Below are 19,330 nucleotides of genomic sequence, written 5' to 3'. Positions count from 1 at the left end.
AGAGTATAGCCAGGCCGGGTACAGAACAACCGTGCGATGCTTCCATGGCACGGTTGTTCTGACGCCGCCAGCAAGACCCCCTTTACAGGGCGCCAGCTGTGGCAAGGCGAGTTTTACGCTGCTTCTGGATGACGAACGCCAGGACCGCCAGGGCAATACCGGTGAGATCCGTCCAGAGCCCTCCCTCGATCATCAGCAACGCGGCCGCAATCAGCAGGAGTCGCGTTATCCAGGACGCGGAAATGCTCGCAAACCAACCGAGCACGCCGCCAGAAAGCATGTAAACGCCAAAGGTTGCGGTTACCAGCGCCCTCGCGATCTCGAACCAGCCGGCTTCCATCAACAACGCGCCGTTGTAGAAGAACATGAAAGGCACGATGAAGGCTGCGATGCCAATCCGGAACGAGGCCACGGAGGTTTCCATGGCGTTGGCGCCCGATATGCCTGCAGCGGCATAGGAGGCCAGCGCAACCGGCGGTGTGATCGCGGAAACTACAGCGAAGTAGAACACGAAGAAGTGCGCCGTCAGCGGTTCAATACCCAACTGGACAAGGCCGGGCGCGACCACTGAGGCAGCTACCGCATAGGCCGCCGTGGTCGGCATCCCCATACCCAGTAGAATGGAAATGAACATGGCGAAGATCAGCGCCAGCAACTGGCTCGTGGCCGCAACGTCCAGCAACAGCACAGAGAAGCGCGCGCCCACTCCCGTCAGCGAAATCACGCCCACGATTACCCCGGCCGCTGCGCACACCACGATAATCTGGATCGCCATATAGGAAGCAATTTCCAGTGCCTGAAGGATATGCCGCAGACCCATCTTGTTGGGTGACAGCCAGCTCACGACCGCGGCAGAAACGGTCGCCAGGGTGCCGGCCCGGATCACCGAATAGCCCATGAACAAGGCGACAATCAGGATTATGATCGGCACGAACAGATAGCACTGCTTCATCATGGTTCTAAGCTTTGGCAGCTCGTCTTCACGCATGCCGCGCATGCCGGTCTTGGCGGCTTCAAAATCCACCATGAAGTAGACCGAGGCAAAATACAGGATCGCCGGAATGATCGCCGCGATGGCTATCTCGGTGTAGGGAATGCCGGTAATCTCCGCCATGATAAAGGCGCCGGCGCCCATGATCGGCGGCATGATCTGACCACCGGTGGACGCGGCCGCCTCGACAGCGCCTGCGGATTGCTTGCTGTAGCCCACCTTCTTCATCAATGGAATCGTCAGGGAGCCGGTGGATACCACGTTGCCGGCACTGGTGCCGTTGATCATACCCATCAGGCCCGATGCAAAGATCGATACCTTGGCCGGGCCACCCCGGGAACGGCCGGCCGCCGCAAAGGCAAAGTTCACGAAGTAGTCACCCACCTTCGAGGACTGCAGGAAGGCGGCAAAAATGATGAACAGAATGATGTATGTCGAAGACACCGCCGTGGTCGGCCCAAGGATTCCGGCATCGGTATACACCTGACTGAAGAAACGCTGAACCGAAAGCCCCGGGTAACCGAGGAAACCTGGCAGGTAGGGTCCTGCGAAAACATAGGCCAGAAACACCAGACCGATGATCACCAGTGCCATCCCCGCCACGCGCCGGGTAAGTTCCATGATCAGGGCCGTGCCGGCAATGGCTGCAAACGAGATACCCACCGGCGCAAAGGAGGTGCCGGTCGACATCCGCATGGACGTGTTATAAACCACCAGGAAATAGGCGGCCACGGCCAGCGAGCAGACTATCAACACCAGGTCGGGCACACTGAATACCGATCGCTCGCGCTGATGAAACCAGCTCATGACAATGCCAACACCGGTCGCCGCCAGCAGCGGCCAGCCAAAGTGCCACACCTCCAGTTCGACCGGAATCCGCATGGCGCCGTTCTGAACCATCTGCCAGAACGAAAATGTCTGATACAACACATAGAGAGCCGGCAGCATGGCACCGGCACTGATCCAGGTTGTCCACCGGTGGCGTGCGCCGCCCTCTTCCGATGACACAAACCGGGCGCCGGCAAACAGAACGAAACCCAGCACCAGGGCACCGGCAATGTGCACAATCCGGAACGACCAGGTTTCCAGGGGCGCTATGTTCAGGGAATACAGGTGAAAGGCTGAATAGGCTATCGCCAGCAGCGCGACGAATTTCAGCAGGCCGCCTTCGAAAAGCCGGCGGTTGGCTTCGACCGGTTCCTCGTCCACGTTGTGCGCGAGTACATGGTCTTCGCCCACTTCAATGTCCGGAAGGTCTTTGGAATCTTGTTCGGTAGTCATGACACACCCTGCTTGCAGGCAAATCGGAGCCAGAACTCGGCTGGCCATACATTGCAGGAGGCTGCAGGGCAGCCTCCTGCTCGAGCACTGTTACTTGATCTGGCTGTCTTCGATCGGGTAACCATTCTCGTTGAACCAACGCGCAGCGCCCGGGTGCCAGGGCAGGACGTTGTTCTTTGTGTAGTTCTCGGGTACCGAGTTACGGGCCGCCTTGTGAATGGAGACCATCTTGTCGTTGTTCTCCATGGTCAGCTTGGTGATTTCATACACGAAGCTTTCAGATACATCACAGTTGACCATCGCGAAGTTCCACATGGATACCACGCGGGAAGGCGCATCCAGGGACTGGTAGGTGGACGCCGGAATGATGAACTCGGACACCGGGAAGTTGCTGATAATGGTCTCGGCCTCGGCATCGTTCATACCGATGATGTTCACGTCGGTTTGCACTTCCAGCTGGCTGACCGCAGGAATGGGAATACCGGCGGCGAAGGCAACCACATCAATCAGTCCATCCTGAAGCTGACCGCCCAGATCAGACCAGCTGCCGTTGCGGCGTTCGAAGTTCACACCCAGGGTCTCCATCATGCGCGGAAAGTAGGTGTCCGAGGTGGAGCCCGCCGGACCAAAACCGATCGTGGCGCCATCAGGGATATCGGCGATGGAAGTAATGCCAGAGCTGGATAGCGCGGTCACCGAGAACGGTGTTTCGTACATCGGGAACATGGCGCAGACGTTGTCCATCTTCATGCCCGGCGCAAGCGGGCTGTTACCGTCCATGGATTCACGAGCCGGGCCCATGGTGGTCAGGCCAAACTTCAGGTCACCAGTGTGCACCAGCGCCATATTCTGAACCGGTCCGCCGGTGATCTCGGCACCACCGGAAACGCCCAGGTTTTCAGCCACAAAGTTGGCCCAACCGGAACCGTAGGCAAAATAGGTTCCACCCTGACTGGCGGTGCCAACGGTGAAGTTGCTCGGCCAATCCGAACGATCTTGGGCTGTTGCGGGGGTTGCGACTGCGAAGGTGGAGGCAAAGGCCACCGCCATTACGGCTTGGGTTTTCATAAGGAATGCTCCCGATTCATTTTGTTTGTTGGGTGCTCAACGAAGCTCTAACAGCTCCGGTGGGTAACCCAATCAGCAAGGAGCAGACCAGATCTCGATTAATTCGGAAAAACAGGGCCTTACTAAAATCAGAGCAAGGTCAGGCGCTGGAAAATGGGTGGATATCCACCCATCGGAAAGAGCAGATGGGTGAATCCCGACACGTAGGGCGTTTCGGGTTCTGGCTACCAGCGACCCTGAAGAGTCGCCACAATACGACGACTACCGGCTCGATCCCGATGCTCGCAGAGATAAAGTCCCTGCCAGGTTCCAAGTGCCAGGCGACCATGGCTGACCGGGAGGGTCAGCGAGGGGCCGACCAGGATGCTTTTGATATGAGCCGGCATGTCGTCGGGCCCTTCCATAACGTGCTCATAGTGCGGCGCATTCTCCGGCACCATGACGTTGAAATGGCGTTCCAGGTCGCCCCGCACATCCGGATCGGCGTTCTCGTTCACCGCCAGCGAAGCGGAGGTATGCTGGATGAACAGGTGCAGCAAGCCGACTTCGCAGTTGGTCAGGTCCGGCGCCTGGGCAAGGATTTCATTGGTGACCAGATGAAACCCCCGCGGCAGCGGCGCCAACTCGATAAACGACTGATCCCAGATCATGACAGCCCTCTCGGTTATTTCTGCCGGTCATCCCAGGGGTGCACGGGAACCACATCGTCGCCGACATCGCCCTCGTAGCTGCTGCGGAAATAATCCATCGCTTTTTCCGCCTCGCTGAGCTCGTCAAATCGGGCGACGTGGTAAATTGCCTCGCCCTCGTTTACCAGTGGCAGGTTATTCACGCAGATTACGATACCTGAGCAGGGTGACACCACCGCGGTTTCCGATTCGCCGAAGGGATCCGCCACCATGGCCAGCCTCTGGCCTTTGCGAACCTTCTGGCCCAGCCGGGCGACAGGCCTCATGATCCCATCGATATCCGCCCGCACCCATTGGGAATTGGCCGCGGTTTCAGACCGCTTTCTCGGTGCCTTGGGCCCCTTCTTCGCCGGGATCATTTCGAGTTCACGCATCACCCGAATAACCCCTTTCACACCGCTGCCGATCACCACGTCATCAAATCGCAGAGCCTCTCCGCCTTCGAAGGTGATCACCGGAATGTCCTGTGAATCAGCGTAGGCCCGCAGGCTTCCCTCTCGGAGCCCCGAATTGATTATGATCGGGGCACCAAAGGCCTCGGCCATGCGCACGGTTTCCGGATTTTTCAGCTCGGCACGAATTTGCGGCAGATTGAATCGATGAACTGCACCCGTGTGCAAATCAATAATGTGGGTAACCCGCTCCATAATCTGGGTGCGCAGCAGGTAGGCAATACGCCCGCCCAGGGAGCCACTTTCACTGCCGGGAAAACAGCGGTTCAGATCCCGCCGGTCAGGCAGGTATCGGGTGCGCTGCACGAACCCGAAAATGTTCACGATAGGCACCGCAACCAACGTGCCCCGAAGGTGCCTCAACGCCGAATTGGTGAGCACCCGACGAACGATCTCAACACCGTTGATCTCATCACCGTGAATGGCACCACACACCATCAATACCGGGCCACTTCGCCGGCCGTGCACAACCTCAACGGGAATGTGCAGCGGCGTATGGGTGTACAGCTTGGCGACCGGAACTTCCACGGTTTGCCGGGTTCCGGCCTTTACCTGGGTCCCGGCAATTTCATAGGGGGCACGAGCCATGCTTTAGCCTCTCCCCTTGGTCCGGGTCTTCCAGGGCTTCTGATTCTTTTCGGTCCAGTTAATGATCATGCCGGCAACGTTCTTGCCGGTGGCGTTCTCGATGCCCTCAAGGCCAGGCGACGAATTCACCTCCATTACCAGTGGCCCCCTGCTGGAGCGGAGCAGGTCAACACCGGCAACGTTAAGGCCCATGGCTTTGGCGGCCTTGATAGCAGTGCTGCGCTCCTGTGGGGTGATGCGTATGAGGGAGGCAGTGCCGCCCCGGTGCAGGTTCGAACGGAATTCGCCCTCGGCACCCTGACGCTTCATGGCGGCGATCACCTTGTCGCCAATCACAAAGCAACGGATATCGGCACCGCCAGCTTCCTTGATGAATTCCTGCACGAGAATATCCGCTTTCAGGCCCATGAAGGCTTCAATCACACTCTCCGCGGCCTTGCGGGTTTCTGCCAGCACCACGCCGATGCCCTGGGTACCCTGCAGCAGCTTGATCACCACCGGCGCCCCGCCCACCATCTGAAGCAACTCCGGAACGTTGTCCGGCTTGTTCGCGAAACCGGTAATCGGCATTCCCACACCCTTGCGGGCCAGCAATTGCAGCGAGCGGAGCTTATCCCGGGAGCGGCTGATGGCCACGGATTCATTCACCGGAAACACGCCCATCATCTCGAACTGGCGCAACACCGCCGTTCCGTAAAACGTCACCGATGCACCGATCCGCGGAATCACCACATCGAAATCCTCAAGGACCTCCTCGTGGTAGTGGATCTGTGGATTGGCCGAGGTGATATTCATCGAACAGTGAAGGCAGTCAATCACCTTCACTTCGTGGCCACGATTAATGCCCTCCTCCACCAGACGGCGGGTCGAGTAGAGGTGCCGGTTTCGTGACAGTACCGCTATTTTCATTTTTCAGTCCTTAAGGCCGGCTTGCCGGCAAGATAGGAAGCTTCGGGATAGATCACTGAGCGCCCTGACATAGCGGTACGGCCAAGCAACATCCGGAACCGCATGGAATCTCGGTTGGTCAATGTCATTTCAATGGGCCATTTCTGGCCGCCAATCAGCAGCGTGGTCTCGATGACCAGGCGCATTTCCTTGTGGCCGCCGGAATCAGACACGTTCCGCTCATCCAGCACCCTGGCGTCACACTCCACCACCTGGTGAAGATCGTTCTGTACCGGATGAACCCAGAAGCGCACGCGCCGTTCACCGTTTTCCGTGTAGGGTTCAGTGCGGAACGTGTGGAGACAGGAAGTTCTGGCTCCGGTATCGATTTTCGCCTTGATACGGCTGATATCCAGGTCCGGCAGCGCCACCCATTCCCGCCAGCCAAGACTCATCTTACTCTCGGCGGGGGTCGGTGGGATGGTTTTGATAACGTCAGCTGTCTTTGTCGACATCCGGGAGATCCTTTTCAGTGATTTTTTCCGGCCCCAACAGCTGAACACGGAACGGCTCTGAATGGCTACCCGCATAAACGCTGGTGTGGGGGAACGGAATTTCAATGCCTTCCCGATCCAGGGTTTTCTTGATCGCGACCATCATGCCGCTTCTCCCTTCAAGCACCTTTTCCTTCGGCACCCAGTAAGAGAACTGCAGATCGACCGAGGATGGACCAAACGCTGTCACCAAGGTGAAGGGCTTGGGTTCTTCGAGACAGACCGGATTCTTTTCTGCCAGATTCAGAAGCAGACTTTCCACCCGCTCTACATCTTCAGCGTAGGCAATCCCCACCGTCAGGTCGAGCCGGCGTATCGGAAACCGGGAACGGTTGACCACCCTTGTCTTGATCAGGGTTTCATTGGGAATCCGCACGTACAGGTTGTCCGGCGTGCGTAACTTCACGCTCAGCATATCAATGCCGACGACTTCCCCGATGGTCGCGTCTACCTCAATGAAGTCACCGATTTCAAAGGGTTTTTCCACCAGCAGAAACAGGCCGCTGATCATGTTCGACGCCGAGGTCTGAGAAGCAAAACCAATGGCAACGGTGAGGATACCGGCAGCGCCGAGCACCACATCCAGAGAGAACCCGGCCTCCCGCAGGGCCGCCACAAAAAACAGCACCACGATGACGTAAAACACCAGCCGCCGAACCATGACGGTATGATGGCGGGAGGTGCGCTGCGCCATGAAACGGCCGACACTGCGGGCCGCCAGAGACCCGAGGAACAGCCCCAACACAACAAGAAAGGCGGAACTGATCCACTGCCCCCAGGCAATATCGGTAAAAAACTGCATTACGCCTGTTTGCATTGTTTCCAGCAAAGCGTCGACTCCATCAGATCCGTTTCAGCCAAACATCCGGTCAAACGCCCGGACAAGCCGGCCGCGGGCCATTTTTTCACGAGCATCCGCCACCGGCCGGCAGGTGCCCGCTGCGGCCAGCAACGACTGTTCCACATGCAGACTCGCTGAATTCATGTCGGTCTCAACTTCAACGGTTACCCCCGGCGTCCAGAGCTGGCCCCGATCGTTCTGGTGCAATGACAGCAACGGCGTGGGCAGACTGAAGCGCTCAAGCAGCAGGGGCTCATCCCGCCGGTTGATCAGCGTCACCGGCGTGACGGCTCGCCAGGGGCGTTTCGGCACCGCCTCAAGCACAAGACGGGCAAAACTATGAGAGGTATAACAAAGCTCGCCCTCCATGGTATTTCTGCCCACCCAGGTCATCGAAGGCGACGCCAGGGGAATTTCCGTCAACACGGTTTGCTTGTCGCCGGCACAGACCTTCATCCAGACCAGCGTGCCCACGTAGATTGTGCAACGGCCGCCGGCGGGAATCGTCAGGGGCTGGAAAGGACGAATCACGGTAGGCATGTTTGCGAGTGCCGGCAGGAATGTCACGGTCGACGACTGGTTTTCCCGAATGAAACGCTGCAGCGGCACAGACGCCGAAGGCAGAGTGTGGCCGATGGTTTCTGTCCAGCTGGCCGGATCCGTATCCAGTTCCAGCGTTTCTGAACGAATCTGCCATTCCTGGTCCAACAGAGTCACCCACAAACGAATATGACCCAGTTGATGATGCTGGGTCTGGCCGGAAGCCAGTGAATAAGGCTGGGCCCAAACGCCGTCACGGCGACCTTCGCTGTTGTTCTCCATTCCTGCCACAGAACTCCTTGAGGATCGGCCGGCTGAATTGCTGTAAAAGTATCCTAACTATAATCCAATCAGCCAGCCCGGGCGAATATCCAAGTTGGTGATTTTATTGATACACCGGGCTGTAATTACACTTACATCAATCCCTCAGACAACTATGGATTACGGATGACACAACTGGTCTGGTTCCGAAACGATCTCCGGGTTGCCGACAACCCCGCCCTCACCGCCGCCTGCGAGAGCAGCGAAGAAGTGCGGGCCTGTTTTATTCTCACCCCGGACCAATGGCAGGAACACGACTGGTCTCCGGCCCGGGTGCAATTCGTCATCGCCCATGCCAACGCCCTGGCCCAAGAACTGGCCCGGCTCGGCATTCCCCTCTCCTTTATCTATGCCGACAGATTCGACGACGGCATCGGTAAACTGCAGAGCCATTGTGAAGAGCACAAAGTTACAGCACTGCACTTCAACGAGGAGTACGGCGTCAACGAGCGCAAACGCGAAAAAGCCGTCAAGCACCGCTTTGACGAGCTCGGAATTACGGTTCGCAAATACCGCGACCAGACCGTCGCCCCGGTAGGCGAGATCCTGACCCAGCAGAACGAGCCCTACTCCGTCTTCACGCCGTTTTCGAGGCGTTGGCGCAGCTGGATTGAAGAAACCCATCCTGGATTGTTTTCGATTCCCAAAGCGAGGGGCGACGCGGTTAACCCGGAGCAGATCGACACCGTCCCGGAAGCCTTTCGGGACGCCCCCAAGCCTCTCGTACCCACCGGAGAACAGGCCGCCCACGACCAGCTTGAACGCTTCCTGGAAAAACGCGGCGGTGCCTACAAGGAAAACAGGGACTTCCCCGCCATCGACGGAACCAGCCTGATCTCCCCCTACCTGGCCAACGGCGTCCTCTCCGGCCGACAATGCCTGATCGCAGCCAGGCAGGCACAGGGCTCAGGCGGCAACCAGGAAGGCCTGGCAACCTGGATCAACGAAATCACCTGGCGGGATTTCTACATCAACATCCTGTACCACTACCCCCGGGTCAGCATGCACCGTGCCTTCAAACCGGAAACCGAAGCTCTGGAATGGAACACCCCGGGCGACAAGTTCGAAGCCTGGAAAACCGGCAACACCGGCGTCCCCATCGTCGACGCCGCCATGCGCCAACTCAACCAGACCGGCTGGATGCACAACCGCCTGCGCATGATCACCGCCATGTACCTCACCAAAAACCTGTTCATCGACTGGCGCCTGGGCGAAGCCTACTTCATGTCAAAACTGATCGACGGCTTCCTGGCCTCCAACAACGGCGGCTGGCAATGGAGCGCCTCCACTGGCACCGACGCCGCTCCCTATTTCCGGGTGTTCAACCCGGTGACCCAGAGCGAACGTTTCGACCCCAAAGGCGACTTCATCCGGGAATGGCTACCCGAACTGGCCAAACTGGACAGCAAACGGATTCATGATCCGGGCGCGAAAGGTGGTGTGATTCCGAAGGGATATCCGCGGCAGATCGTTGACCTGAAAGAAAGCAGGAAAGAGGCGATCACAAAGTTTCAGAAATTGAAAAACTGAGGTACACAATGAGGCGGGCTAATCCAGGACTCTGACGCAGTGCCGGGGATGGCCTTCCCAAAACTGTGCGGAGCCATGGATGGCGGAGCCCAAGCGTCACATGGACGTGCCGCCAGGAGCGTGTTTTGGGAAGGTTATCCCCGGCGCTGCAGCCCGAAAGCTCGCAAGCCCACCTGCACCAAAGTCAGCCAGAACAAACCGGGCAATCAGGATCCCGAGCCAGCTTCATCTCCCGCCACTGCATCTCCCAGGCATCCAGAATCAACAACCGCCCAATCAACGGCGCCCCCACCCCGGAAATCACCTTGATGGCCTCCATGGCCTGAGTCGCCCCGATCATCCCGACCAGAGGCGCAATCACGCCCGCCTCGGAACAGGTCAGATCCTCATTGCCCTGCTCCGGATACAGACAGTGGTAGCAGGGGCTGTCCTCCCGCCGGCTGTCGTAAACCGAAACCTGCCCCTCGCCCCGAATGGCCGCACCGGACACCAGCGGAACTTTCGACGCCACACAGGCACGATTCAGCGCAAACCGGGTGTTGAAGTTATCCGTGCAATCCACCACCAGAGTTGCCTCCGCGACCTTCCGCGTCAGAGCCTCACCTTCGAGGCGCTGATTCAGGGCGGTAACAGACACCAGCGGGTTGATCCGACGAATCCGATCGGCAAGGCTTTCCGCTTTGGATTCACCCAGCTGCGAGGTTTCGAAACCGATCTGGCGCTGAAGGTTGGCCAGCTCGATAGTATCGTCATCCACCAGGGTCAGGGTCCCGACACCTGCGGCACCCAGATACAGAGCGACAGGACACCCCAATCCGCCAGCACCGATCACCAGAACCCTGGCCGACTGCAGCTTTTCCTGGCCGGCAATATCGAACCGGGGCATAAGGATCTGCCGGCTGTAGCGCAATAATTCGTCGTCACTGAGCATCTGCATCTCCACTTTTAGGCACCCGAAGACCATTGTCCGAGTGTCATCCGATCCCGGTTGCCATAATCCTGCCGGGTCTCAACGGCTTTAAACCCGCGAGTGTGAAACAACTGTGCCACGGCCTCTGCCTGATCGAAACCATGCTCAACCAGAAGCCAGCCGCCTTCAACCAGCCAGTCCGGCGCCTGGCTGATAATCAGCCGCAGATCATCCAGGCCATCGCTCCCGGATACCAGGGCCGAGGCAGGTTCGAATCGAACGTCCCCTTCCTCAAGGTGGCGGTCGCTATCGGGGATATAGGGTGGATTGGAGACAATCAGATCAAACCTCTCTGGCTCCAGCCCCAAAAACCAGGAACTCTGGACCACGGAAAGGTTCAGGCCAAGGGCAACGGCGTTTTCACGGGCCAGTGCCACTGCCTCGGGCTCGGCATCACAGGCAGATATTCGCCAGCCCACGTGCTCACTGGCGAGAGCCAAGGCAATGGCGCCCGTCCCTGTTCCCAGATCCAGCACACTGGCTTGCGGTGGTAGCGGCAAAGCAAGAGCAACTTCCACCAGGCATTCGGTATCCGGTCTTGGAATCAGGGTGGAGGCACTGACTTTCAGCGGCAGTGACCAGAATTCCTGATGCCCCAACAAATGTGCCACAGGCCTGCCGACCACGCGCTCCTGCACAAGCGCCTCAAAGGCCTCAGCGTGAGTGTCGGTCACTTCCCGCTCCGGCCAGGCCCGGAAACTGGTTCGGCTAAGCCCCGTAATGTTGCTAAGCAGCAGCTCGGCATCCAGCCTCGGCGAATCACTTTCAATTCGGCTGGATGCCTCCTTCAGAAGGGCTTCGCAGGTCAGTGAAGGTTTACTGGTCATCGGCGAGAGAGGCGAGCAGCTCGGCCTGGTGCTCCTGCTGCAGAGGCACGACGACGGCGTCCAGGTCACCGGCAATGACTTCGTCGAGCTTGTAAAGGGTGAGGTTGATCCGATGATCCGTCACCCGCCCCTGGGGAAAGTTGTACGTGCGGATCCGCTCGGACCGGTCGCCACTGCCCACCAGGCTCTTGCGAGTCTCGGCCATGGACTTTTGCTGCCGCTCGGTCTCGGCATTCTGAAGCCGAGAGGCCAGCAGGCTCAACGCCTTGGCGCGGTTCTTGTGCTGGGAACGCTCTTCCTGGCATTCCACCACGATGCCCGTTGGCAAATGCGTTATCCGGATCGCCGAATCGGTCTTGTTCACGTGCTGGCCGCCAGCACCCGACGCACGAAACGTGTCTACCCGCAGATCCGCCTTGTTGAGCTCGATGGCCTCGGCCTCATCGGCCTCGGGCATCACCGCCACGGTGCAGGCGGAGGTATGGATCCGGCCCTGGGATTCGGTTTCCGGAACACGCTGCACCCGGTGGGCACCAGACTCGAATTTCAGGGCACCATACACTCCGTCACCGGCCACGCGCGCAATCAGTTCCTTGAAGCCGCCATGCTCGCCCTCGCTCTCGCTCAGAACCTCCACCTGCCAGCGCCGGCGCTCGGCATAGCGCAGATACATCCGGAACAGGTCGCCGGCAAAAATGGCAGCTTCGTCACCACCGGTGCCGGCGCGAATCTCCAGGAATACGTTCTTGCCGTCGTTCGGGTCTTTCGGCAGCATCAGGCGCTGGAGCTCTTCATCGAGCTCCTCGCTCTTCTGCTCGGCAAGTTGCAGCTCTTCCTCGGCCATTTCCCGCATATCGGCGTCGCCATCTTTCGCCAGCTCGCGCGCAGCCTCGATGTCATCCAGGGAGTGCTGCCAGGCCTGGAAACAATGAACAATGGGCTCAATCTCGGCGAACTCCCGGGAAAGGTCCCGGAACTTGTCCTGCTGGGAGATAATGGAAGAATCACTAAGCAATGCGCTGACTTCCTCGAAGCGGTCTGAAAGCTGCTCGAGGCGGGATTGGATCGATGGCTTCATAGTTTTTCCGGGGTTGTCGTCGTGTCCGCGTCCAGTGCATCCAGCTGGTGCAACTCACGCAGCCACTCTGTCACCTCGGTGCGACCTTCTGTGGTGGCCTTGCGAACCTGCACAGAGGGCTCGTGCAGGAGTTTGTTGGTGAGGCCGCGTGCCATACTGCGCAGCACGGTTTCAGGATCTGTGCCATTGCGCAGGGCGCGCAGGGCTTTTTCGGTCTCCGCATCGCGCAGCAGTTCGGCACGCTGACGGAACTGCTTGAGCGTGGACACCGCATCCAGCGCCCTTAGCTGGTTCAGAAAATCCTGAACCCCGGACGCCACCAGATTCTCGGCCTCCCGGGCCGCACCCTCACGAGAGCGGATATTTTCTTCGATAACCTGGCGCAGGTCGTCCACTGTGTAGAGATACACGTCATCCAGCGAGGCCACCTCCGGCTCGATATCCCGGGGCACGGCAATATCCACCATGAAATAGGGGCGGTGTTTGCGTTTCTTCAGGGCTCGCTCAACGGCACCTTTACCAAGAATCGGCAATGGGCTTGCCGTTGAAGAAATAATAATGTCGACATCGGCCAGATGTTCCGGAATCTCGGACAGCACAATGCCCTTGCCACCACGGGATTCTGCCAGTGCCTGTGCCCGCTCAAGGGTACGGTTGGCCACCAGGAAGTCTTTCACGCCGGCATCCGCAAGGTGCCGGGCTACCAGTTCGATGGTTTTGCCGGCACCGATCAACAGGGCCTTGTTGCGGGACATGTCGGCAAATATGTGATGCGCCATGCTCACCGCTGCGTAGGCAACAGAAACGGGATTTTCACCGATGGCAGTCTGGGTCCGCACGCGCTTGGCGACCGAGAAGGTATGTTCGAACAATCGGGACAGGAACGAGCCGCTGGCGCCGTGTTCCCTGGCCAGGGAATAGGAATCCTTCAATTGCCCGAGGATCTGTGGCTCGCCAAGCACCATGGAGTCCAGGCCGGCGGCCACTCGCATCATGTGCCTGACGGCATCGCCATCGCGGTGCACGTACAGCGCTTCTTCCAGTTCCGCGGCGTCCATTCCATGGAAGCCGGCCATCCAGCGAAGCACCATGGGGGCGCAGTCATCATCGCCGGCCAGGTACAGCTCGGTCCGGTTACAGGTAGACAGTATCGCCGCCTCGGTGGCGCCTGACGTCGCACGCAGCTCGGCGAACGCCTCCGCCATACGCTCGGGCGTAAACGCCACTCGCTCCCGTAGTTCTACGGGGGCCGTGCGATGATTGATTCCCAGCGTTACCAGTGCCATTTCGTGGTTGTACAACCTTTTGCCGATGAGCGGTTTAGATACGCGCAATTACTGGACATTTTAACGGCCAGCGGCCTGAGCTGCCACCCAAAACCACCGCAGCTTCGGCAAGTGCGGACAGGTTGGGCAAGATCAGGTGCTTATGCCATTATAGGGATTCGGCTGAGGCCGCGACCCGATCTACCTCAATTCCGGGGCTGGAGCGTGGTTATTTCAGATGCGTTTTCGACAGATCATGGGAAGTTGCATGCACAAATCCGTACCGTTTCTGTTTACCTGCCTGCTTGGCCTCACGCTGGCAGGTTGTGCCAGCCTCACCGGCACAGAGGAAGCGCCTGCCAAGAGCGAAACCGTCGCCGCTGGGGAAAAGACAGAACCACAACCGCCGGTTGAATACGCCGATTTTGAGCCCGAAACCCTCTATTTGCTTCTATCTGCCGAAATTGCAGCCCAGCGCGGACGCTACGACATTACCCTGGTTAACTACCTTAAGGCTGCCAAACAGTCCCGAGACCAGGTGGTGATCGAGCGGGCGATGCGAATCGCCCAATCCCTGAACGGCGATAACGCCCAGAAACAGCTCGCCGAGCTGTGGCTGGACATCGACCCGGATAATCTCCAGGCCCACCGGATTTCTGCGATCCAGGCCGTAAAGGGAAACGACCTCCAGACCGCCATCCATCACATGGAACGGATCATGGATCAGGGCGGTGATGCTGACTTCGACAGCCTTGCCGCTATGGCAGCCAATCTGCCGCCAGAGCAACAGCAGGAACTGCTCGCCCTTTATAATGAGATGTCGGACCGCCACCCCGACACCCCGGAACTGGAATACAGCATTGCGCTCCTGTTGAAAGTAACCGGGCAGCCACAGCAAGCCCTGGACAGACTCGAACCACTGCTGCAGGAAAACGCAAACTTCCAGCCGGCTATCATTCTCAAGGGCGACCTGCTCTACCAGACCGGTCAGAAAAGCAGCGCCCTGGATTACCTGCTGACCAACACCCGCCGCTTTCCGGGCAACCGACAGATGGGCACCCTTTACGGCCGCATGCTTATAAATGAAGGTGAATTGCAGGCTGCCCAGGATGAATTCAATCGCCTCGTAAAGCGGTACCCGGACACGCCGGGCCTGCGACTCTCTCATGCACTGGTCGCTCTTGAAAATGGGCAGACCGACCTGGCCCGGCAAGAACTGACACAACTGGCCGAACAGGGCCACCATACCAGCGAAGCCAACTACTACCTGGGCCGCATTGAAGACCAGGCAAGCAATACCGAGCAGGCCATTGGCTATTACCAGAGCGTGGAACAGGGCAATTACTACTTCCCGGCCCTGGCCCGCGCCAGCTCTCTGCTGGCCGAGAATGGACAGCTTGAGGACGCCATTGACCGCATTCGCAGGCTGCGCGAAGCCAATCCCCGCCAGGCAGAGAACTTCTGGCTGCTGGAGGTGAACCTGCTGCTGGATCAGGAACAACAACAGCAGGCCCTGAGCACCGCCACGGAAGCCCTGGAAGAACATCCGGACAATATCGAGATCCGGTACGCCCGGGCCATGCTCTACGATGGCATCGGACGGCCTGCCGACGCCGAAGCCGACCTGAAGCAGATTATCGAACAGGAACCGGAAAACGCCGTTGCCCTGAATGCCCTGGGCTACATCCTGACCACCCGGACGGACAGGCTGAGAGAAGCCCGCGGCTATATCGAGAAAGCTCTGCGGCTGGACCCGAACAATCCGGCCATTCTCGATAGCATGGGCTGGGTCCTGTTCCTCGAAGGCCAGCTCGAGCCGGCGCTAGAGTACCTCTCCCGTGCCTGGGCCGCCTTCCCCGATCCGGAAGTTGCCGCTCACTATGGTGAGGCGCTATGGATGAACGGAGCCGAAGAACAGGCCAGAATCATCTGGCAGGAAGGCCTCGAACAGGACAGCAATCACGAAGTGCTCAGAGAAACCATCGATCGGCTGACCAATGGTGGTGACACCGAATGAGACTGGCGCGAATTCTGGCCGCACTGACAATGCTTGCCACCCTCGGCGCCTGCACTACGATCCAGATCGAGCCATTGCCGGAGGGCATGACAGACCAGCCTCCGGCTGACTGGACCACTCGCGCAGTCAGTCTCGACAAACTCGACCACTGGAAGCTGTCCGGGAAGCTGGCCGTACGCCAGCCATCCGACAGCGGAAGCGCCATCATCAATCACTGGATTCAGGATGGCGAAGCCTACGATCTTGCCCTCTCCTCATCGTTCCTCGGTATGGGCAGCACAACACTCAAAGGGGTTCCCGGGTTTATCGAGTTGACCCTGCCGAACGGCGAAACTTACCGCTCGGGCGAACCGGAAGCGCTGGTCGAGGCGGCCACGGGCTGGCAGCTGCCACTGGAGAATCTGACCTGGTGGATTCGGGGCCTGCCATCCCCCGCCAGCGACTATCGCCTGCTGTTTGATAATCAGGGCACCCTGGCCATAATCCGCCAGAACGGCTGGGAAATCCGCTACGACCGCTGGCAGGCCTTCCTCTCTGCTTACCCTGCGCTGCCCGCCCGGATTACCGCGCTCAAGGACGACAAGCGGGTACGCCTGGTGGTCAGCGACTGGCAGGAGCAGCCCGAGTGACACCTGACCTGATACTGCCCTCACCGGCCAAGCTGAACCTGTTCCTGCACATTGTCGGGCGCAGGGATGATGGCTATCACGAGCTTCAGACACTGTTCCAGTTTCTGGACTACGGCGACGAACTGAGCTTCACCCTGACACCCGGCGAGCCGGGGGTGAGGCTCGCGGAGTCTGTTCCCGGTGTCGACGACGAGGACAACCTCATCATTAGCGCCGCCAGAGCACTCCTTGAGAGGGCTCAAGGCGACTTGCCCGGGGTCACCGTCGGCATCACCAAACGGCTGCCCATGGGCGGCGGTCTGGGCGGCGGCAGCTCCAATGCTGCAACCACTCTGCTGGCCCTGAACCATCTCTGGCAGCTCGACTTGAGCACCGATGAGCTTGCCGGAATAGGCCTCGGCCTGGGCGCCGATGTGCCGGTGTTTGTCCGGGGCCATGCCGCCTTTGGTGAGGGAGTTGGTGAAACACTGACCAACGCAAATCCGCCGGAAGACTGGTTCGTTGTCCTCAAGCCCGGCTGCAACATAAACACTGGCAAGATTTTTTCCGAGCAAGGGTTGACAAGGAACACCCCGAGAATCAAAATAGCGCCCGCTTTTGAGGGAGACGCCTCGAGGTACCGAAACGACTGTGAGGATGTAGTTCGAAAACTGTATCCTGAGGTTAACCAGAGCCTGGAATGGCTTTCACAATTCGGACCTGCAAGATTAACCGGAACCGGGGCTTGCATATTTGGACGTTTCCCGACAGAATCCGCAGCCCGGATCATCTGGGAAAGCAAACCCTCCGGCGTCACGGGGTTCGTAGCTAAAGGGGTGAACATTTCACCTCTACACAAAAAGCTAACAGAGCTGAAATGATGCCAAAAAAGCACGATACTGGGGTGTCGCCAAGTGGTAAGGCAACGGGTTTTGATCCCGTCATGCGCAGGTTCGAATCCTGCCACCCCAGCCACCTTTCTCCCGCTTCTTCTGAATCAAACGCCGATACTGAGAAGGATGCCGTCGTGTCCAAACTGATGATCTTCGCTGGCAACGCCAACCCTGAACTGGCTCAAGCGATTGCCCGCAAACTCCACATTCCCATGGGTCAGGCCACTGTTGGCCGTTTCAGCGACGGGGAAACCACCGTCGAGATCAATGAGAATGTCCGCGGCCATGATGTGTTCATCATCCAGCCGACCTGCTACCCCACCAACGATAACCTGATGGAACTGATCGTGATGGCCGACGCACTTCGCCGTGCTTCCGCTACACGGGTCACCGCCGTTATCCCCTATTACGGATACGCGCGCCAGGATCGCCGGGTACGTTCTACCCGTGTTGCCATCAGCGCCAAGGTGGTCGCAGACATGATTTCCAGCATCGGCGTTGACCGGGTCCTGACCGTTGACCTGCACGCCGACCAGATCCAGGGCTTCTTCGATATCCCGGTGGACAACATCTACGCCACACCGGTCATGCTTGAAGACATCTTCAAACAGCGTTTCGAGAACTTTGTCGTGGTATCTCCGGACGTTGGCGGCGTGGTTCGCGCCCGTGCCGTGGCCAAGCGCCTGGACGACGCCGACCTTGCCATCATCGACAAGCGTCGCCCGAAAGCGAACGTTTCCCAGGTAATGCACATCATCGGTGATGTCAAAGACAAGACCTGTATCCTGGTAGACGACATCATTGATACCGCCGGCACGCTGTGCAAAGCGGCCAACGCCCTGAAAGAACACGGCGCGGCCCGCGTGGTTGCCTACATCACCCACCCGGTTCTCTCCGGCCCGGCCATTGATAACATCAATGCCTCACAGCTGGACGAACTTGTGGTCTGCGATACCATCCCGCTGGGTGACAAAGCGCATAATTGTGATAGAATCCGCGTCCTCGGAATGGCCGGGCTGCTTGCGGAGTCGATTCGCCGCGTGAGCAACGAAGAGTCCATCAGTGCCATGTTCGAGAATGCCTGAGTGACCTTTCGGTCGTAATATCAAGGCATTACAAGCAGTTACCGGGTCGGGAGCCTACACAGGCTCCCGACTCTTTTAGTCAGCCGGAAAAATCCGGCTTTTCAGAAACATCACCTGATCCTACGCCTGGTCGCGGGCAGTTCAGGTGACGATTGAGGTTATTACCATGTCTCAGGAATTTGTTATCGAAGCATTTCCTCGTGACGATCAGGGGAGAGGTGCGAGCCGCCGCCTGCGTCGTGAGGAACGGAAAATCCCGGCCATCATTTATGGTGGCAACAAGGATGCAACTCCGATTGCCATCTGGCACAACGAGCTGAAAAAAGCCCTGGAGAACGAAGCATTCTTCTCCCACGTTCTGACCGTTGAGCTGAACGGCAAGAAAGAAAGCGTAATCCTGAAGGATCTGCAGCGTCACCCGTACAAGCCGATCCTGACCCACGCTGACTTCCTGCGTGTTGACAAGGACCACGAGATCCACGTCAACGTACCGCTGCACTTCATCAACGAAGACACTGCACCGGCTATCAAGCTCCAGGGCGGTGTAGCGAACCACCAGATCAACGAAGTTGAAGTGATCTGTCTGCCGCAGAACCTGCCCGAGTTCATCGAAGTGGACATGACCACTGTCGAAATGGACCAGGTAGTTCACCTGAGCGACCTGAAACTGCCGAAAGACGTCAAGATTGCCGCCCTGCTCCAGGGTGAGGATCATGACCTGCCGGTTGTGGCTATCCACAAGCCGCGCGGCGCGAAGGCTGATGATGAAGCCGAAGAAGGCGGAGAAAGCGAAGAAGGCGGCGAAGACAAGGAGTAATCACTCCTGTTCTGAGGAGGGCAGCGG

Annotated in this window: 18 protein-coding genes and 1 tRNA gene; 7 read left to right on the top strand and 12 right to left on the bottom strand. The window is 58.7% G+C overall.

The genetic code is table 11. The annotated features are described in order from the left end of the window. Positions 1-82 precede the first annotated feature (82 nt). The 8 genes from AC5JQH_RS15275 to AC5JQH_RS15240 all read right to left on the bottom strand — a co-directional run bounded on the left by AC5JQH_RS15275 (position 83) and on the right by AC5JQH_RS15240 (position 8,174). Positions 83-2,272, bottom strand: coding sequence for a TRAP transporter permease (locus tag AC5JQH_RS15275; protein WP_014576235.1), 2,190 nt, complete (start codon positions 2,270-2,272; stop codon positions 83-85). Positions 2,273-2,362: 90 nt separating this feature from the next. Next, complete coding sequence (locus AC5JQH_RS15270; RefSeq protein WP_008176323.1) at positions 2,363-3,340, bottom strand: TAXI family TRAP transporter solute-binding subunit; 978 nt, start codon at positions 3,338-3,340, stop codon at positions 2,363-2,365. Between the two features lie 224 nt (positions 3,341-3,564). After that, the gene (locus AC5JQH_RS15265) at positions 3,565-3,990 is read right to left on the bottom strand and encodes a secondary thiamine-phosphate synthase enzyme YjbQ (protein ID WP_053114606.1); all 426 of its coding nucleotides are present in this window, start codon (positions 3,988-3,990) and stop codon (positions 3,565-3,567) included. Between the two features lie 14 nt (positions 3,991-4,004). Next, on the bottom strand, positions 4,005-5,069 hold the full coding sequence (locus AC5JQH_RS15260) for a succinylglutamate desuccinylase/aspartoacylase family protein (RefSeq protein WP_008176327.1): 1,065 nt from the start codon (positions 5,067-5,069) through the stop codon (positions 4,005-4,007). A 3-nt stretch (positions 5,070-5,072) separates the two neighbouring features. Continuing rightward, on the bottom strand, positions 5,073-5,978 hold the full coding sequence (gene rimK / locus AC5JQH_RS15255; protein ID WP_008176329.1) for a 30S ribosomal protein S6--L-glutamate ligase: 906 nt from the start codon (positions 5,976-5,978) through the stop codon (positions 5,073-5,075). Beyond that, positions 5,975-6,472 (bottom strand): ATP-dependent zinc protease family protein, encoded by a 498-nt coding sequence (locus AC5JQH_RS15250; RefSeq protein ID WP_041644996.1) that lies wholly within the window; start codon positions 6,470-6,472, stop codon positions 5,975-5,977. The genes rimK and AC5JQH_RS15250 overlap by 4 nt, the downstream gene beginning before the upstream one ends. Next, positions 6,453-7,313 carry a mechanosensitive ion channel family protein gene (locus AC5JQH_RS15245; protein WP_008176333.1) on the bottom strand — a complete coding sequence of 287 codons (861 nt, stop codon included), beginning with the start codon at positions 7,311-7,313 and terminating at the stop codon, positions 6,453-6,455. Before AC5JQH_RS15245 ends, AC5JQH_RS15250 begins: the two co-directional genes overlap by 20 nt. Positions 7,314-7,364: 51 nt before the next feature. Continuing rightward, complete coding sequence (locus tag AC5JQH_RS15240) at positions 7,365-8,174, bottom strand: DUF432 domain-containing protein (protein WP_008176336.1); 810 nt, start codon at positions 8,172-8,174, stop codon at positions 7,365-7,367. Positions 8,175-8,339: 165 nt separating this feature from the next. Between AC5JQH_RS15240 and phrB the strand changes: the two genes are divergently transcribed. Next, positions 8,340-9,743: a deoxyribodipyrimidine photo-lyase gene (gene phrB, locus AC5JQH_RS15235; RefSeq protein ID WP_493805737.1), complete on the top strand. Its 1,404-nt coding sequence runs from the start codon at positions 8,340-8,342 to the stop codon at positions 9,741-9,743. A gap of 184 nt (positions 9,744-9,927) precedes the next feature. On the opposite strand, the gene AC5JQH_RS15230 is transcribed toward phrB, so the two are convergent. From AC5JQH_RS15230 to hemA, 4 genes are read right to left on the bottom strand one after another with little or no spacing between them, the layout of a single operon-like run. Beyond that, entirely contained in the window at positions 9,928-10,674 is a 747-nt protein-coding gene (locus tag AC5JQH_RS15230) for a molybdopterin-synthase adenylyltransferase MoeB (protein WP_493805736.1), read from the bottom strand. Positions 10,675-10,688: 14 nt separating this feature from the next. Then, positions 10,689-11,540, bottom strand: a complete 852-nt coding sequence (prmC, locus tag AC5JQH_RS15225; RefSeq protein WP_339622946.1) for a peptide chain release factor N(5)-glutamine methyltransferase — start codon at positions 11,538-11,540, stop codon at positions 10,689-10,691. After that, positions 11,530-12,618, bottom strand: a complete 1,089-nt coding sequence (prfA, locus tag AC5JQH_RS15220) for a peptide chain release factor 1 (RefSeq protein WP_008176342.1) — start codon at positions 12,616-12,618, stop codon at positions 11,530-11,532. Before prfA ends, prmC begins: the two co-directional genes overlap by 11 nt. Then, the gene (gene hemA / locus AC5JQH_RS15215; RefSeq protein WP_286803871.1) at positions 12,615-13,904 is read right to left on the bottom strand and encodes a glutamyl-tRNA reductase; all 1,290 of its coding nucleotides are present in this window, start codon (positions 13,902-13,904) and stop codon (positions 12,615-12,617) included. The genes prfA and hemA overlap by 4 nt, the downstream gene beginning before the upstream one ends. Positions 13,905-14,151: 247 nt before the next feature. Between hemA and AC5JQH_RS15210 the strand changes: the two genes are divergently transcribed. The 6 genes from AC5JQH_RS15210 (at position 14,152) to AC5JQH_RS15185 (ending at position 19,303) form a co-directional block, all read left to right on the top strand. Then, positions 14,152-15,900, top strand: a complete 1,749-nt coding sequence (locus tag AC5JQH_RS15210) for a tetratricopeptide repeat protein (protein ID WP_008176345.1) — start codon at positions 14,152-14,154, stop codon at positions 15,898-15,900. Then, positions 15,897-16,529, top strand: coding sequence for a lipoprotein insertase outer membrane protein LolB (lolB, locus tag AC5JQH_RS15205; RefSeq protein ID WP_493805735.1), 633 nt, complete (start codon positions 15,897-15,899; stop codon positions 16,527-16,529). The genes AC5JQH_RS15210 and lolB overlap by 4 nt, the downstream gene beginning before the upstream one ends. Continuing rightward, positions 16,526-17,389 carry a 4-(cytidine 5'-diphospho)-2-C-methyl-D-erythritol kinase gene (gene ispE, locus AC5JQH_RS15200; RefSeq protein ID WP_286803872.1) on the top strand — a complete coding sequence of 288 codons (864 nt, stop codon included), beginning with the start codon at positions 16,526-16,528 and terminating at the stop codon, positions 17,387-17,389. Before lolB ends, ispE begins: the two co-directional genes overlap by 4 nt. Before the next feature lie 19 nt (positions 17,390-17,408). Then, positions 17,409-17,483: transfer RNA gene (locus AC5JQH_RS15195), tRNA-Gln, on the top strand. A gap of 52 nt (positions 17,484-17,535) precedes the next feature. Next, a complete protein-coding gene (locus AC5JQH_RS15190) occupies positions 17,536-18,486 on the top strand; it encodes a ribose-phosphate diphosphokinase (protein ID WP_008176348.1) in 951 nt (316 codons plus the stop codon). A 166-nt stretch (positions 18,487-18,652) separates the two neighbouring features. Further along, positions 18,653-19,303 carry a 50S ribosomal protein L25/general stress protein Ctc gene (locus tag AC5JQH_RS15185; RefSeq protein ID WP_493805734.1) on the top strand — a complete coding sequence of 217 codons (651 nt, stop codon included), beginning with the start codon at positions 18,653-18,655 and terminating at the stop codon, positions 19,301-19,303. The last annotated feature ends 27 nt before the right edge of the window (positions 19,304-19,330 follow it).

Source organism: Marinobacter sp. H13, assembly GCF_059072335.1.
Note: the sequence above shows the minus strand (reverse complement) of the source record. Positions and strands in the feature narration are given on the sequence as shown.

Excerpts from the sequence above, each read along its gene's own strand:
- AC5JQH_RS15185 (WP_493805734.1), top strand. The coding sequence starts at position 18,653 with ATGTCTCAGGAATTTGTTATCGAAGCATTTCCTCGTGACGATCAGGGG.
- AC5JQH_RS15265 (WP_053114606.1), bottom strand. The coding sequence starts at position 3,990 with ATGATCTGGGATCAGTCGTTTATCGAGTTGGCGCCGCTGCCGCGGGGG.
- AC5JQH_RS15250 (WP_041644996.1), bottom strand. The coding sequence starts at position 6,472 with ATGTCGACAAAGACAGCTGACGTTATCAAAACCATCCCACCGACCCCC.
- AC5JQH_RS15245 (WP_008176333.1), bottom strand. The coding sequence starts at position 7,313 with ATGCAGTTTTTTACCGATATTGCCTGGGGGCAGTGGATCAGTTCCGCC.
- AC5JQH_RS15210 (WP_008176345.1), top strand. The coding sequence starts at position 14,152 with ATGCACAAATCCGTACCGTTTCTGTTTACCTGCCTGCTTGGCCTCACG.
- AC5JQH_RS15270 (WP_008176323.1), bottom strand. The coding sequence starts at position 3,340 with ATGAAAACCCAAGCCGTAATGGCGGTGGCCTTTGCCTCCACCTTCGCA.
- lolB (WP_493805735.1), top strand. The coding sequence starts at position 15,897 with ATGAGACTGGCGCGAATTCTGGCCGCACTGACAATGCTTGCCACCCTC.
- phrB (WP_493805737.1), top strand. The coding sequence starts at position 8,340 with ATGACACAACTGGTCTGGTTCCGAAACGATCTCCGGGTTGCCGACAAC.
- AC5JQH_RS15275 (WP_014576235.1), bottom strand. The coding sequence starts at position 2,272 with ATGACTACCGAACAAGATTCCAAAGACCTTCCGGACATTGAAGTGGGC.
- rimK (WP_008176329.1), bottom strand. The coding sequence starts at position 5,978 with ATGAAAATAGCGGTACTGTCACGAAACCGGCACCTCTACTCGACCCGC.
- hemA (WP_286803871.1), bottom strand. The coding sequence starts at position 13,904 with ATGGCACTGGTAACGCTGGGAATCAATCATCGCACGGCCCCCGTAGAA.
- AC5JQH_RS15240 (WP_008176336.1), bottom strand. The coding sequence starts at position 8,174 with ATGGAGAACAACAGCGAAGGTCGCCGTGACGGCGTTTGGGCCCAGCCT.
- prmC (WP_339622946.1), bottom strand. The coding sequence starts at position 11,540 with ATGACCAGTAAACCTTCACTGACCTGCGAAGCCCTTCTGAAGGAGGCA.
- AC5JQH_RS15260 (WP_008176327.1), bottom strand. The coding sequence starts at position 5,069 with ATGGCTCGTGCCCCCTATGAAATTGCCGGGACCCAGGTAAAGGCCGGA.
- prfA (WP_008176342.1), bottom strand. The coding sequence starts at position 12,618 with ATGAAGCCATCGATCCAATCCCGCCTCGAGCAGCTTTCAGACCGCTTC.
- AC5JQH_RS15230 (WP_493805736.1), bottom strand. The coding sequence starts at position 10,674 with ATGCTCAGTGACGACGAATTATTGCGCTACAGCCGGCAGATCCTTATG.